The following is a 13,797-nucleotide window of genomic DNA, read 5'->3' on the forward strand; positions in this document are numbered from 1 at the left end:
CCCGCATGGCAGACCTCTGTATATGGAGACAATTCAGGCGGCGGCTTGCCCGGCGTCGTTTCGAGGCAATTCAACTTGTACTTCAAGTTGAATTCTGTCAGAGAACCGATTCAGATCATTGAGATATTCGACAGTGATCGATCTGACAGTTTTGACTTGGGACACCAGTTCATGACGACGCAGCCGGAAACAGGCTATCAGGCCTACGTCATCTGCACCTCGCCTCGCAGTGGCAGCACCCTGTTGTGCAAGTTACTGGCTGCAACAGGTCAGGCGGGTGATCCAAGATCCTATTTCCACAATGCGGATGTCGGGGACTGGCAGAGGTCACTCGGACTGGATGAAACGTCTTTCGCCAATGAAAAAGAGCAGTTAACGACAGTCCTTGAGACGGCGCGCAACAAAGGGACTGCCGGGAGCGGAATCTTCGGCCTGAGATTGCAACGCAAGAGTTTCGATTATTTCGTCCGCCAGCTTGCGATCTTGTGTCCGGGCAGGGAAACCCATTCCGGGCGCTTTGAAGCAGTCTTCGGCAAGACGCTGTTCATTCACCTGACGCGAAGCGACAAACTTGCTCAAGCGGTTTCCTTCGTCAAGGCCAGCCAGACTGGGCTATGGCACAAGGCACCGGACGGCACGGAACTGGAAAGACTGGCACCACCGCGCGAGCCGAACTATGACGCGGCGCTGATCCGGGAACATGTTGATCTTATGACTGCCTACGATCTTGCGTGGGCGGATTGGTTCAAGGCGGAGAACATCATGCCGCTCCGGATAACCTACGATGATCTCTCCAGGGAACCGGAAACGGTCATCGAAGAGACACTTGTCCGGATTGGACGGGATCCGGCACACGCGAAAAACATTGATTTGCCCGTTGCCCGCCTGTCGGACGGGGTCAACAGGGCATGGATCGAACGCTTCCGTTCAGAGACGCAATCCGATCCGGATATCACCGGTCAAGACTGACCGCTTCACGACCCTTGGGTCATCAGACCCATAAGACCGGCGGCGCTAATCAGGACGGATCCGCTCACGCGGTTGAGTGCCTTCGGATGCTGCTTGAGATGCCCGGCCAGACCGTTTGCACCTGCCGCGTACAGCATGACGAACAAAAAATCGAGAAACGTCATCGTCGGGCACATCAGCATAAGTTGTATAACCAGGTCCCTTTCCGGGTCGATGAATTGCGGGAAGAAGGCGGTAAAGAAGACAAGCGCCTTGGGATTGCTGAAGGCGACCAGAAATCCCGCTGTGAAGAGACGTGTGGGTTTGCCGCCAAGATGGCTGTCCGGTTCCGGTTTTTGCAAGGCAGGAGCGTGCCATGCGCGCCATCCCATGTAGAGCAGAACCCCGACGCCTGTCCATTTGATGATCTGGAAGGCAAGTGCGGAATGCGCGAGCACGACACCAAGGCCGATTGCGACGAGGATCATCTGGATCATGTTCGCACTGACATCGCCAAGGGCCGTGAAAAGTGTTCTCCGGGCCCCGAAGTGCAGTGAGTGTACCATGCCGAGAAGAATGCTTGGACCCGGGGTCAAGGTCAGCAGGAGTGATGCGGCAACAAAGGCCAGCCAGGTTTCGAGGGACATGAAGTGTTCCGGTTGCGTGATGGATTGGAAATTCAATAATTCTCAGATATAAAAAACATAAGAAAATAACTTCAGGTTATGTATTTATGAGACGATCGCCCGAAGCCGACATCCCGATAACAGTTGCCAGAGCGCTGAGGTTTATCCAGATCTCGGGAAGTGTATCCGTTGCTGCACGTTCTCTCGGCATCAGTCAGCCTGCGATAAGCAAGGGTATTGCACAGCTGGAAGAGCGTCTGGGGACGCAGCTGTTGCGGCGGGGCGGAAGGCCGATCCTTCTGACAGAGGAAGGAACAGTGCTTGCGGAATACGCTGAGCGTGCTGACCTTGTTCAGGAACAGGTGCTGCGTAAGCTCGATGATGCCAGGAACAACAGGCAAGGAAGCGTCAGGCTCGGATCTTTCGGGTCCTCTGCGTCATTTCATATCCTGCCGAAGACACTGGCGGCATTCGCAAGGGCCTATCCCGGGATAAACGTCGAAATCCAGGAATATCCGGACATGGAACTTCGTCAGGCTCTGGAAGAGGATTTCGTCGATCTGGCGGTCTTGTCCCTTGGGTCGGACGAAGGTCTGGATGTCATTGAAATCGCAAATGACAAGCTTGTCGCATTGGTGAGCGCGGATCATCCCCTGGCAGACAGAAACACGCTCAAAGCCGAAGATCTTGCGGGGGACCCCTTCATCATGACCAGGGGCGGCAGCGGCCCGTTGGTCGAGGACTGGTTCATGAAAACCGGACACACACCAAGGGTGGCTCACACGATCCTGCAGGTGAACTCGATAATCGCGCTGGTCGAGGCAAATCTCGGCGTCTCTGTCATCGCGGAGCTTGCGCTGCCCGAAACGCCCGGCAAATGCAAGGTTCTGCCGCTGGTACCCGACGCACCGCGATCAATCGGCTTCGCACGCAAGGAAGACACACCGCGTTCGGCAGCTGCAGCCAGGTTCTGGAGTTTCTGTCAAAAGTTTTCGGTCTGAACACCGCCCATTTGAATGTGTTTTCGACCGCTTCTAACGGTCGAGCGACTTTACGCCGATCATCACGCGTGCGCCCGCCGAAACAAAGCAGACAGCTGCAAATGCCCACGCCAGCACTGGAAACCAGTCAGGCAGCAAAGCCATCAGCAGGAACAGGGCGATCGTCTCGGTACCTTCGGCCAGACCGCCAAGATAATAGAGAGATTTCTGACCCTGCCTGTCGGTTGAAAGCCCGCGGCGCTCCGCCATGATCGCAAAGGCCAGAAACGCAGAGCCGTTGGCGTAGAAACTGCAAAGGAGTGCTGCAGCTGGCAAGGCATTGGCAGCCGGGTCCTGGAGCGCAAAGGCCAGCGGAATGACGCCATAGAAGACAAAATCGAGCGTAATATCGAGATAACCGCCCAGGTCGGTTTTCCGGGTAGCTCGCGCAACGGCACCATCCAGACCGTCGGCAATGCGGTTGAACGCGATCAGGACAAAGCCAAGGAGAAAATAACCCGCAGCAATTGCGACCGCGGCCCCCATTCCCATTGCGAATCCGACCAGCGTGACGAAGATCGGACCGACACCGGCATTGGCAAGAGTGAGGCCCAGGCGGTTGAGGAGCGGGTCGATCAAGGGTCGGATACGGGCGTCGAACACTAATTGAGGTTCCTGACTTGGACAAATCAGCGCTGTAAATGCAAAATCCTTTCGGAAATCACAAGTAAGTCTCTTTCACGCTTATGTCATTCGCCCTATAAGCCCTTCCTGAAGTTGCGGATAACCGCCCCAGGATTGAAGGAACAACCGTGTCAGGCAGTTACAGCGCCATTACGCAGGGAATCGAAGTCTCTGTCGAGCCGTTTTATCTCGACGATGAATCGAAACCGGAAGAAAGCGAATTCATCTGGGCGTATATGGTCGAGATCCACAATAGCGGTTCTGAACCGGTGCAGTTGAAAACGCGGCACTGGCAGATCACCGATGGCTTCGGCCGTCTGGAGGAAGTAAACGGCGAGGGTGTTGTCGGGGAACAGCCGGTGATCGAACCCGGCGAAACATATGAATATTCGTCACATTGCCCGCTTTCGACCGACAACGGTATCATGGCGGGATCATACGCGATGGAACGGCCGGACGGCAGCCGTTTTCACGTCGCCATCCCACCATTTTCCCTGGACCTGCCGGACGCGATCCGCAGCCTGAATTGACAGCGCTCGCCGGTTCGCGGAGCATATCGTCAGCCCCGCGGTCAACCTTACCGGCACACGCTGAACAGCTGGGTCAGACCTTGCGGTGACGGGCAATCGCGCCGCGTTCGATGGCCGCAACAGTCAGTTTGTCGAGGCTAAAACGGTCGCGAAGCATCTGCAGGACACGGAGTTCTTCCTGTTCGACGTGTAGATCGGCTGCAGCAACCTCCACCGCCAGAGCATAGGCAGTATCGTAGAGTTTCGCAGGCAGGACGTCGCCGACCAGTTCCAGGACAAGCGACAGGCCGTTTTCTTCCTGAAGGATGTCGCCACACCGTTGTGCGGCCGGAATGATCCTGTTTTCGTTGTAGGTTTCAAACACCGGCAACATTTTGATCATGTCACCGATCGTGGCCAGTTCCTTGTCCGTCATAGCGTTGTCTGACGCTGACACAATCACCATCACGTAGATGAGGGCTTCCTGAACGCTGATCGGTTCATTGCTAGACACTATTCAATCTCCAGTGCGCCGGTTTTGGGCAAATCGAAGGCCCGGTTTATAGGGTTGTCAGGAAAGCTTCAAGTCACGGAAAGGCGACAATCGATTGACGTTTGCGTCGTGCTTTTCTAGTGTCGCGCCGCAACATAAGGCTTCGCGTCAGTAAACCAGCCGGAATTGCACTGACTTCTTCCAATTTAGCAGAATGAAACCCGAACATGACCGACCAATCCCTGCCTTCGCTTGACCTTTCGCAAGAATTTGTCGAGGCGGCCACCAAATCGAAAGCGTGGCCGTTCGAAGAAGCGCGAAAACTGGTCAAACGCATCGGAAGTCGGGATTTGGAAAAACCGGTTCTGTTTGAAACGGGATACGGCCCTTCCGGGCTGCCTCATATCGGTACCTTTGGCGAAGTGCTGCGCACCACCATGGTGCGGACGGCTTTTCGCCTGTTGACCGAGGACAAGATTCCGACGCGGCTTCTGTGCTTTTCCGACGATATGGACGGCATGCGCAAGATTCCGGAGAACGTTCCGGACCGTGCAGCGCTGGAGCCCTACCTGCAGATGCCGCTCAGCACCGTCCCGAACCCCTTTGGCGGCGACTACGAGAGTTTTGCAGCGCACAACAACGCCATGCTGCGCCGGTTCCTGGACACATTCGGCTTTGACTATGAATTCGCAAGTGCGACCGAGTACTACAAATCCGGAAAATTTGACGAAGTGCTTGTCCGGGCGACCGAAAAATATCGGAAGATCATGGATGTGATGCTGCCGACACTCGGTGAGGAACGTCAGGCCACCTATTCCCCATTTCTGCCGATCTCGCCGACCTCGGGCCGTGTTCTTTATGTGCCCATGAAAGACGTGAACCCCAGGGACGGGACGATCACATTTGACGATGAAACCGGTGAGGAAATCACCCTGTCCGTGACCGGCGGCAAGGTGAAGCTGCAGTGGAAGCCAGATTTCGGGATGCGCTGGGCGGCTCTTGATGTCGACTTCGAGATGTTCGGCAAGGATCACCAGACCAATGCACCGATCTATGACAAGATCTGCAACATCCTGGGTGGCAAGGCTCCGGAGCACTACGTCTATGAACTCTTCCTTGACGAAAACGGTGAGAAAATCTCAAAGTCGAAGGGCAACGGTCTGTCGATCGACGAATGGCTGACTTATGCGTCGCCGGAAAGCCTCGCGCTCTACAATTTTCAGAAGCCGAAAACAGCCAAGAAGCTCTATTTCGATGTCATTCCGAAGGCCGTGGACGAATACTATACCTTCGTCCAGAAATATGAGCAGATGCCGGTGGAGCAGAGACTTCAGAATCCGGCCTGGCACATCCATTCCGGAAACATTCCGAAGATTGATATGCCGGTCCCCTTCGCCATGCTGTTGAACCTTGTTTCCGCGTCGAATGCGGAAAACAAAGAGGTGCTTTGGGCCTTCATTTCCCGCTACGCGTCCGGCGTGACGGCCGAAACGCACCCGGAACTGGACGCGCTGGTTGGCTATGCGATCCGCTACTTCGATGATTTCGTCAAACCGACGAAATCCTTCAAGGTTCCCGATGACACCGAGCGCATGGCGCTCGAACAGCTGGACGCAAAACTGGCCGGTCTTCCCGAGAATGCGGACGGGGCCGAAATCCAGGACGCGGTCCTGGACGTTGCCCGCGCAATCGAACGTTATCAGGACCCGAAAAAGAAGGGGCCGGACGGCGGTCCTGGCGTGTCGGTGGCCTGGTTCTCCGCGCTCTACCAACTGCTTCTGGGGCAGGAGAAGGGCCCGCGTTTCGGGTCTTTCGTCGCCCTTTACGGCATTGACGAAACACGCGAGATGATCCGCAAGGCATTGGGCGGCGAACTGGCTGCTTGAGCCAGGTGAACAAAAAGGGGTGGAGATTTGGTCTTCACTCCAGATTGTCAATCGGACGACGCGATTGTCCGAACACGTTCCAGGCTGGCATCGAGGCCTTTTTCAATTAATCTGACAGTCCCGAGTTCCTGAAGCTTCACAAGGCCTGCGGCGGTCGTGCCCCCGTAGTCGACCATTTCCTTCACAAAAAAATCAGGTGAATGGTCACTGACCGACATAAGTTTACCACTCGACAGAAACAGCTGCTTGACCGACTTCACGGCCGCATCCGGGGCAACATTGTTTGCCAGGGCAAATTGCACAAGACAATCGGCAAAGAAGGCGGCAAAGCCGGGCACAGGACCTGTGAGGACTGTGAAAACCTCTATCTGTCCTTCGTCCGCAACTTCATCCGCAGCGCCAATTGCGGACAATAGCCCTTGAACAGTTCTGCGGTCGGCAGCATCCAGTCCATCTTTTGTAAACCAGGCGGAATAGGCTGACCTTTGCCGGGCAGCAGGGCTCGACATTGCGCGCACGGCCTTGCGTGTTCCCGTCAATTCCCGAATCTGCTTGTGCGAGACACCTGCCATAACCGAAATAACCAGCTTGTCGCTGGCGGAAACATTCAATTTGCCAGTCTGGTCAGGCGGGACGGACAGAACGATCACGTCACAGGCTTCGGCAAGAACCTGGTTTGAGGTGGTGAAATTGACTTCCGGCCAATCGGCAAAGCCGCTTGCCTTACCGGACCGGTTCGAGATCCAGAGATCTTGCGGACTGACGTGATTGCTTTCAAGCCAGCCGGTTGCCATGGCGGCACCAAGCTGACCCGTTCCACCGACAATCCCGACCTTGAGTTTGTGTGACATGGCGGTCTCCGATAAGCGACAGGTTTTATGGAGCCTAGAGGCAAGTTTACGAAACGCAGGTAAGTTAATCGACGTCTTCCGAATGGGATGCGACAGTGCTGGGCGGTCGTCGCAGTTTGACAATGAGTTCCTGAACCGTCCGGCCTTGCATCATTGCTGTGGAATATCTTCAGCGACGTCCGGTTCGAATCCGAAGAACTCCTGGTTCGGATCGGCCGATTCCGTTCGCTGGCTCCACTCGACGATTTCCGGTTCAAGGTCCTCAAGACCGGGCAGGGGTGCATTCGGATCGGCATCCCACCGCGAGTCCGGGGTCGCAAATTGCCACTGGTCCTGCCACTTCCCGAGTTTGCGTTGTTTGGCCAGAAGTGCGAAGTCCTGAAATCCCTCAGGGGCGCCGGGCGCCGGATCCGCCCAGCCATAGCGCACAAGACGGGTGCTCAAGTCGATCTTGCCCCGCTTGCAGGTCGCCAATATCTCTTGCGGTCCGGTTTCTGCAATCTTTTCGCACGTGATCTTGAATTGCCGGATCAGGCCGCGCAAAAAGGTTCTGGCGCGCGTGCCACAGGGCCAGACGCCGCCTTGCTGGGCGATGCAGGTTTCATCTATCTTCATCGGCTCGATATGCGCGAGCGTAACGACCAGTTTCTTCGATTTTATCCGGCCTCCGTCCAGAACCTGCACCCGAATGAGTTCAAGTGGTCCGTCCGGGACCGGTTCGACCGGTGGATTGACGAGCTCCTGAAACCGCTTGGAAGGTTCTATACGCTTCAGGCCACCGCTGACCTGAGGTGCGGAAACCCCGTCGGGTGAGACATTGCGTATGTCCACCGGGAGCGGTGCTGCTGTCGCGACCGGATCATCCGAAGACAACTTTCCCTCAGTCGGAATTTCGGGCTCGGAAATTACGTCCGTCGTTTCCGCAAGACCAGGTCTCAGCGCTTCGGCAATCTGGGATTCCGGAGCTTCGGGCGGTTCTGCCAGCAGCAACCAGGCAACCACACCGCTGGAGACGGTGAGCAAGAGAGCAGGCACCAGGAAAGGCCGAAGCTTCATCGCGAGTCACTTGTTTCCTTTTGGAGTGCAATCATAAGGCCTGGAAAAACGAATTCCGAGAATTTTAAGCCACGCCATACTGCATTTTCCCTGTGAATTTGTCATTCCTCAAGAAAGTCCGGCGGTCCGGCTTGTTTGGCGGCAGCCCTGTGAGTAGTGTCCGCGCGGATCGAGTCCGGTCCCGCAAAAGATCGGCAAAACAGGAACAGTCACGGTAATAGGCAGTCATGACACTGATTTTCAAGATCGTCCCGAGAACGATGTGGCAGGAAGCCGTCGACGCGGGTGTCTTCAAGGGTGCGCCGATCGATCTGACCGACGGGTTCATTCACTTTTCGACAGCACAGCAGGTCCGGGAAACAGCCGCAAAACACTTCAGCGGTCAGACAGATCTGCTGCTGGCAGCATTTGACGCCGAAACACTCGGTGAGGCCCTGATATGGGAGCCATCGCGGGGGGGAGCGCTGTTTCCGCACTTGTATGATGATTTGCGGCCGGGAGATGCAATCTGGGTTCGCGAGCTGCCATTGTCCGACAAGGGAACACACGTCTTTCCGGAGCTTGACGGATGAGATCCGGCTGGATTGAAGGTGTTGCACTCAGGGGACTTCATTTTCTTGATGCGGAAAATGCGCACCGTGTAACAGTACTTGCCCTGAAAGCAGGGTTGATATCGGGTGGCAACACGTCGGCCGACCCGCGTCTCACCTCGAGTTTCTGGGATCTGGAGTTTCCCAATCCGCTCGGAATGGCAGCCGGGTTCGACAAAAACGCCGAAGTGCCCGATGCACTTCTGAACCTGGGATTTGGCTTTACGGAAGTCGGCTCCGTGACGCCCAGACCTCAACCTGGCAATCCGCGGCCGCGCGTGTTTCGGCTGCCAGTTGATGAAGGCGTCATCAACCGCTATGGCTTCAACAATGATGGCCACACGGCAATGCGCAAACGTCTGTTGTCGAGAAAGCGGAACGATGGGATTGTCGGCATCAATGTCGGTGCCAACAAGGATGCCTCTGATCGAATTGCCGACTATGTCGCCGGAATAACCGAATTCGCTGACATGGCTTCCTATTTCACGGTCAACATTTCGTCGCCGAACACGCCGGGCCTGAGAGATCTGCAGGCGCGTTCGGCTCTGGCCGATTTGCTGCAGGCCGTCGTTTCGGCGCGCGATCTGTGTGCAGACAAGGCAGAACGCCGAGTGCCGTTGCTGCTCAAGATTGCGCCCGACGTCGTAGATGAAGATCTGAAGGACATTGTCGAAGAGGTGCTGGAAAAGTCCCTCGACGGATTGATCGTCTCCAACACGACCGTCGGCAGAGACGAACTGGCTGGAACCGGACCTCATCAGGAAACAGGAGGGCTGTCCGGCAGACCGCTCTTCAGGAAATCTACGGCCGTCTTGGCACGCGCCCGCAAGCTGGCAGGTCCGGACCTTCCCATTGTCGGCGTTGGTGGCATCGACAGTGCCGAAACCGCCTGGACAAAAATCACTGCCGGTGCTGATCTGCTGCAGCTCTATTCGTCACTTGTCTTCAAGGGACCGGCCTTGATCGGCGAGATCCTGTCGGGACTTGCGGACAATCTCGACCACTATGGCTATGCGTCCTTGCGGGAAGCAAGGGACCTGAATGTGGATGTTTGGGCCTCGGAAGAGATCTAGACCTGCGCAAAGGCCTTGTCGGCGCGCCGCCTGCATGCGGCCAGAAGCGTCACGCCGCGCAATCCCAGAAAAATCGACAGCGCGAGCCAGAGACCGTGATTTCCCAACAGTGGAAACAGGACATGGTAAGCGGCGATATAGACTGCGAGAGACAGCAGCATCATGTTTCGCATTGTGCCTGACCAGGTTGCGCCGATGTAAATTCCGTCCATCTGAAAGGCCAGAACGCCGAGCAAAGGCGCCAGGACAGCCCAGATGAGATAGGTATTCCCAAGCGCCCGAACCTCGCCGGAAGTCGTCATGAAATCGATCAGGGCGGACCCGAAAATCACGAAGATGGCAGACAGCAAACCTGCCATTGCGAAACTCCACAATGCGGTCAGTTTGAGTGTCCGGTCGAAGGCGGGGCGGAACTTTGCTCCGACGGCCCGGCCTGCCAGTTGCTCGGCAGCGGTTGCAAGTCCGTCGAGGAAATATCCGGAAACCAGTATGAACTTTTCGAGGACGGCGTTGGCAGCAAGCACCGTATCACCCTGGTCTGCCGAGCGTGCCATGAAGAATGCATAGGCATAAAGAAGCGCAAAGGACCGGATCAGGATGTCCCGATTTAGGGCCATCATGCGCAACAGAAGCCGCCGGTTGAAAATGATCGCGGGTTTCGGCCAGGTTCCGCGCCGGACGCTGGTCAATATCAGGAAAAGGCCGAGCAGTGTTGCCGCTGCCTCGCTCAAGACGGTCGCCGCCGCAACACCTTCGACGCTCCACCCGAGTCCCATGACAAACCAGATGCTGAGAACAATGTTCAACCCGTTCAGGACAAGCTGCAGCAGCAGCCCGGTGCCCGCCCGGCCAAGCCCGATGAACCATCCGAGTATGGCGAAGTTCGCAAGAAGGAAAGGTGAGCTGAGCACACGTATGTCGAAGTAGCGGGCCGTGACGGATCGAACATCGGCACTGCCACCGAGAAACCATTGGCCGGTTTCCCGGATAGGTGACTGGAGCGCAATTACCAGAACACCTCCCACAAGCGCAATGACGAGCGCTCTCAAAAGGGTTGCCTTTATCTCCTCATCGTTGCGTGCTCCGGCGGCCTGAGCCGTCAGTCCGGTCGTTCCAGCGCGCAGAAAGCTGAATGTGGTGAACACCAGGTCGAATATGATCCCGCCAAGCGCGATCCCGCCGAGCAGCGCGGCATCGCCGAGCCGTCCAATGACAGCCATGTCGACCACGCCCAGAAGCGGTGTCGACAAATAGCCGAGCGTCATCGGAATGGCGATGGCCAGCACGGAACGGTGCGTCACTGCGAAGGATAGGCGGGACGGATCGTCCGTGCCATTGGAATGGGGCATGAGGGGCTCTGATCTGAATAAGGACCCTTCATGTCCAGCGACAACGCGTTCGTCAATCGCTTTTCGGTTTTTTGTCCGTTTCCGGGTAACTGGTTCCCCAATCATAGAGCGCTTCGAGAACCGGTCCGAACCGGGCACCCATTTCCGTCAGAACGTATTCGGCGCGCGGAGGATGACTGGAGTAAAGTCGACGCTCCAGTATGCCCGTGTTTTCCAGGTGCTTGAGACGGTTGGAAAGTGTGTTCGGCGACAATCCCAATTCCTGCTGCAGGTCCTGGAATCTTCGCTTTCTTCCTTCCAGGAAGAATTCCCGGAGGATCAGAAAAGACCATTGGTCTGTCAGAATATCTGTCGCCCGGCGGATAGGGCAGTGAGCGCGGGAAATATCTTTCATGAACTGAAATGTAGGTGACCCATTGCAATTTGTGAAGTAACTACGAAATTAAGAGTCACTTCACAAATGGAAGTAAGGGGAGAAGTGCATGTTTTCAACGTTCCTTGAATTTTATGTCCGCGCGTTCGCTACGCTGCTGCCGGTCCTCGCCGTCATTGCCGTTGCAATCGCAGCACAAAGGGCAAAATTGTCCTTGCTCAAAACCGCGATTGCACTGTCGGTGCTCGGGATTGTTTTGGGTCTATGGTACGCCCTGGCAGCAAGAGCGGGCGAGCTCGGGCTGCTGATGCCGCCCCAGACGCCAACTGGTATACCCTACGTTCTGATCTTCCTGTTCGGCGGGGCAGGTTTGCTTGTTTTGCTGGGTAGCGCGACGCATGCCGGGCGAAGAATTGCCGAAAGTGCAGATCAGCGCGAGATGATCGCCTTCCAGGTGCCACGGGTTATGGGATTTGTGTTCCTTGTCGGTTGGGCCTTCGGCGAAATTCCCTGGCAATTTGCACTGCCTGCCGGGGTCGGCGACATCTGGGCCGGAATTGCTGGATGGCAGGCATTCAAGGCGCTTGAACAGGGCAGGGCAAATGCAAACGCACTCGTTTGGCGAGCCAACATCATAGGTCTTTCCGATTTCGCAATTGCAGTCCTGACCGGCGTTCTGACCTCGGAAGGTTTCCTGCACGTCATGGCATTGGAAGAACCGAACATCATCAACAACTACCCGCTTGTTCTGTTTCCAGCCTTCTTTGTTCCGATTTTTCTCGCTGCACACGTCTTTTCGATCCTGCAGCTCCGCCGCGCGGCTCGCCAAAAAACGGTTACCGCATGACAAAGCGACCGCCGGCGCATAGCCGCCGGCGGCATTTGCCGGACTGGCAGGAATTGAGAGAAGCACTATAGTGCACCTGATGCCTTTGCCGATCGTTCATCACCCGGCCTATTGCGCCGATTTGCCCGCAAATCACCGGTTTCCCATGGACAAGTTTCGAGCGGTTGCGGATTTGATCCGCGCGGAAAGCCTGCTTGACGGGCGACCGTTTTTCCGCCCGCGGCCTGCTCCATTTGAATGGATCGCCCTTGCGCATGATCCCGCTTATGTCGATCAGGTCTTCAACGGCAAGGTTCCGGCGAAGGTCGCCCGGGAAATCGGATTTCCAATGCGTGCCGACATTGCGTTGCGCGCGCAATGTGCCACAGGTGGCACTGTTTTGACCGGTTATCTTGCTCTTGAGCATGGCATCGCCTGCAACACGGCTGGCGGCAGTCACCATGCGCGCCGTCTCCATGGTGCCGGCTTCTGTGTATTCAACGATGTAGCCGTGGCAATCAGGGTCATGCAGGCCGACAGTGCCATCCGAAAGGTGCTGGTCCTGGATCTTGATGTCCACCAGGGCGACGGCACTGCGGACATTTTTCAAGGAGACCCTGACGTCTTCACCTTCTCGATGCATTCCCAGAAAAATTACCCGGTCCGCAAGGTCCCCTCGCATCTTGACATCGGGTTGCCGGATGAAACCGGCGACGAGAGTTACATGAAGTCGCTGTGCGCTGTTTTACCGGACCTTCTTGAACGCGAACGTTGGGACATTGTTTTCTACAATGCCGGTGTCGACCCTTATGAGCACGATCGTCTCGGGCGGCTGAAATTGTCGCGGGACGGGCTGCGACAGAGGGACCGGTACGTGATCGAAAAGGTAAGATCCCAAGGGCTGCCGATCGCCTGTGTGCTGGGCGGAGGGTACTCGACTGATATTGATGAGCTCGCGGACCGCCACGTCACGCTGCACAGGACTGCGAGGGATTTGGCAGCAAGGAGCCGGGAGTGACCCGGCTCCGGGGGGTCAGCGTGACCGGCCCATAGCGAGGAGCCGTGTGATCATCCAGATGGGAACCACCACAATCGCCCCGACCACCAGATAACTGCCAAGTCTGCCGATTGCGTGAAAACCCATGTTCCAAAGTCGCTCGAAGAAGTTGACGGTCATATTGACCAGATCGAGAGGATCCAGGTTGAGTGCGGAAAGGATTATCCCGACGACAAAGGAAAGAAACACGAGCCGCAGGAGAACCTGGGCGGGAGACCCACCTAGAAATCTGCTCAGGCCGCTGTCGGACATGTGTTCCTCCGGAATGTGAAATCGGTAGTTAGCTATCCCGGTTAGTTAAGATCAATTGACGACAATTACAACGTGGTTCCAGCAGCATCTTGAAAGGTGTCCACGAAACAGAACACTGCGAATTGTTACAATACCCCGCAAGACGTGTCGTGAATAGTTAAATCCTTGAGGTCTCAAGCCAAAGACACGCTAGTCGCGCTCGCGTAAGAAAGAAATCGGGTAGCTGAGATTTTTCGTTTGCGGA

16 protein-coding genes are annotated in these 13,797 nt (G+C 56.2%); 8 read left to right on the forward strand and 8 right to left on the reverse strand.

The window, feature by feature from the left end:
- Positions 1–171: 171 nt before the first annotated feature.
- Positions 172–969 (forward strand): Stf0 family sulfotransferase, encoded by a 798-nt coding sequence (locus LA5095_RS02155; protein WP_055112652.1) that lies wholly within the window; start codon positions 172–174, stop codon positions 967–969.
- A 5-nt stretch (positions 970–974) separates the two neighbouring features.
- On the opposite strand, the gene LA5095_RS02160 is transcribed toward LA5095_RS02155, so the two are convergent.
- On the reverse strand, positions 975–1,595 hold the full coding sequence (locus LA5095_RS02160; RefSeq protein ID WP_055111519.1) for a LysE family translocator: 621 nt from the start codon (positions 1,593–1,595) through the stop codon (positions 975–977).
- Positions 1,596–1,681: 86 nt separating this feature from the next.
- Between LA5095_RS02160 and LA5095_RS02165 the strand changes: the two genes are divergently transcribed.
- Positions 1,682–2,575 (forward strand): LysR family transcriptional regulator, encoded by an 894-nt coding sequence (locus tag LA5095_RS02165; RefSeq protein ID WP_055111521.1) that lies wholly within the window; start codon positions 1,682–1,684, stop codon positions 2,573–2,575.
- A 33-nt stretch (positions 2,576–2,608) separates the two neighbouring features.
- Here LA5095_RS02165 and LA5095_RS02170 read toward each other — a convergent pair whose 3' ends face one another.
- On the reverse strand, positions 2,609–3,217 hold the full coding sequence (locus LA5095_RS02170) for a CDP-alcohol phosphatidyltransferase family protein (protein WP_055111524.1): 609 nt from the start codon (positions 3,215–3,217) through the stop codon (positions 2,609–2,611).
- Between the two features lie 149 nt (positions 3,218–3,366).
- Between LA5095_RS02170 and apaG the strand changes: the two genes are divergently transcribed.
- Complete coding sequence (gene apaG / locus LA5095_RS02175; protein WP_029063944.1) at positions 3,367–3,768, forward strand: Co2+/Mg2+ efflux facilitator ApaG/CorD; 402 nt, start codon at positions 3,367–3,369, stop codon at positions 3,766–3,768.
- Positions 3,769–3,841: 73 nt separating this feature from the next.
- Here apaG and LA5095_RS02180 read toward each other — a convergent pair whose 3' ends face one another.
- The gene (locus tag LA5095_RS02180) at positions 3,842–4,213 is read right to left on the reverse strand and encodes a tellurite resistance TerB family protein (RefSeq protein WP_055112654.1); all 372 of its coding nucleotides are present in this window, start codon (positions 4,211–4,213) and stop codon (positions 3,842–3,844) included.
- 254 nt (positions 4,214–4,467) lie between these two features.
- Here LA5095_RS02180 and LA5095_RS02185 point away from each other — a divergent pair, with 254 nt between their 5' ends.
- Positions 4,468–6,126: a lysine--tRNA ligase gene (locus LA5095_RS02185; RefSeq protein ID WP_055111526.1), complete on the forward strand. Its 1,659-nt coding sequence runs from the start codon at positions 4,468–4,470 to the stop codon at positions 6,124–6,126.
- A 47-nt stretch (positions 6,127–6,173) separates the two neighbouring features.
- On the opposite strand, the gene LA5095_RS02190 is transcribed toward LA5095_RS02185, so the two are convergent.
- Positions 6,174–6,977: a pyrroline-5-carboxylate reductase family protein gene (locus tag LA5095_RS02190; protein WP_055111528.1), complete on the reverse strand. Its 804-nt coding sequence runs from the start codon at positions 6,975–6,977 to the stop codon at positions 6,174–6,176.
- 150 nt (positions 6,978–7,127) lie between these two features.
- Positions 7,128–8,033: a thermonuclease family protein gene (locus LA5095_RS02195; protein WP_055111530.1), complete on the reverse strand. Its 906-nt coding sequence runs from the start codon at positions 8,031–8,033 to the stop codon at positions 7,128–7,130.
- A gap of 227 nt (positions 8,034–8,260) precedes the next feature.
- Here LA5095_RS02195 and LA5095_RS02200 point away from each other — a divergent pair, with 227 nt between their 5' ends.
- Positions 8,261–8,605 (forward strand): DUF952 domain-containing protein, encoded by a 345-nt coding sequence (locus LA5095_RS02200; protein ID WP_055111532.1) that lies wholly within the window; start codon positions 8,261–8,263, stop codon positions 8,603–8,605.
- Entirely contained in the window at positions 8,602–9,696 is a 1,095-nt protein-coding gene (locus tag LA5095_RS02205; protein WP_055111534.1) for a quinone-dependent dihydroorotate dehydrogenase, read from the forward strand. Before LA5095_RS02200 ends, LA5095_RS02205 begins: the two co-directional genes overlap by 4 nt.
- On the opposite strand, the gene LA5095_RS02210 is transcribed toward LA5095_RS02205, so the two are convergent.
- Positions 9,693–11,045 (reverse strand): MATE family efflux transporter, encoded by a 1,353-nt coding sequence (locus LA5095_RS02210; RefSeq protein ID WP_055111535.1) that lies wholly within the window; start codon positions 11,043–11,045, stop codon positions 9,693–9,695. The genes LA5095_RS02205 and LA5095_RS02210 overlap by 4 nt on opposite strands.
- 52 nt (positions 11,046–11,097) lie before the next feature.
- On the reverse strand, positions 11,098–11,439 hold the full coding sequence (locus LA5095_RS02215; protein WP_055111537.1) for a winged helix-turn-helix transcriptional regulator: 342 nt from the start codon (positions 11,437–11,439) through the stop codon (positions 11,098–11,100).
- Between the two features lie 88 nt (positions 11,440–11,527).
- Between LA5095_RS02215 and LA5095_RS02220 the strand changes: the two genes are divergently transcribed.
- Together LA5095_RS02220 and LA5095_RS02225 are read left to right on the forward strand one after the other, a co-directional pair.
- Positions 11,528–12,265 (forward strand): DUF8737 domain-containing protein, encoded by a 738-nt coding sequence (locus LA5095_RS02220; RefSeq protein WP_055111539.1) that lies wholly within the window; start codon positions 11,528–11,530, stop codon positions 12,263–12,265.
- A gap of 79 nt (positions 12,266–12,344) precedes the next feature.
- A complete protein-coding gene (locus tag LA5095_RS02225; protein ID WP_055111541.1) occupies positions 12,345–13,262 on the forward strand; it encodes a histone deacetylase family protein in 918 nt (305 codons plus the stop codon).
- Between the two features lie 15 nt (positions 13,263–13,277).
- Here LA5095_RS02225 and LA5095_RS02230 read toward each other — a convergent pair whose 3' ends face one another.
- Positions 13,278–13,553: a DUF6460 domain-containing protein gene (locus LA5095_RS02230; protein ID WP_055111543.1), complete on the reverse strand. Its 276-nt coding sequence runs from the start codon at positions 13,551–13,553 to the stop codon at positions 13,278–13,280.
- Between the last annotated feature and the right edge of the window lie 244 nt (positions 13,554–13,797).

Origin of the sequence: Roseibium album, from assembly GCF_001404515.1 — a bacterium.
Taxonomy (GTDB): Bacteria; Pseudomonadota; Alphaproteobacteria; order Rhizobiales; family Stappiaceae; genus Roseibium; species Roseibium album.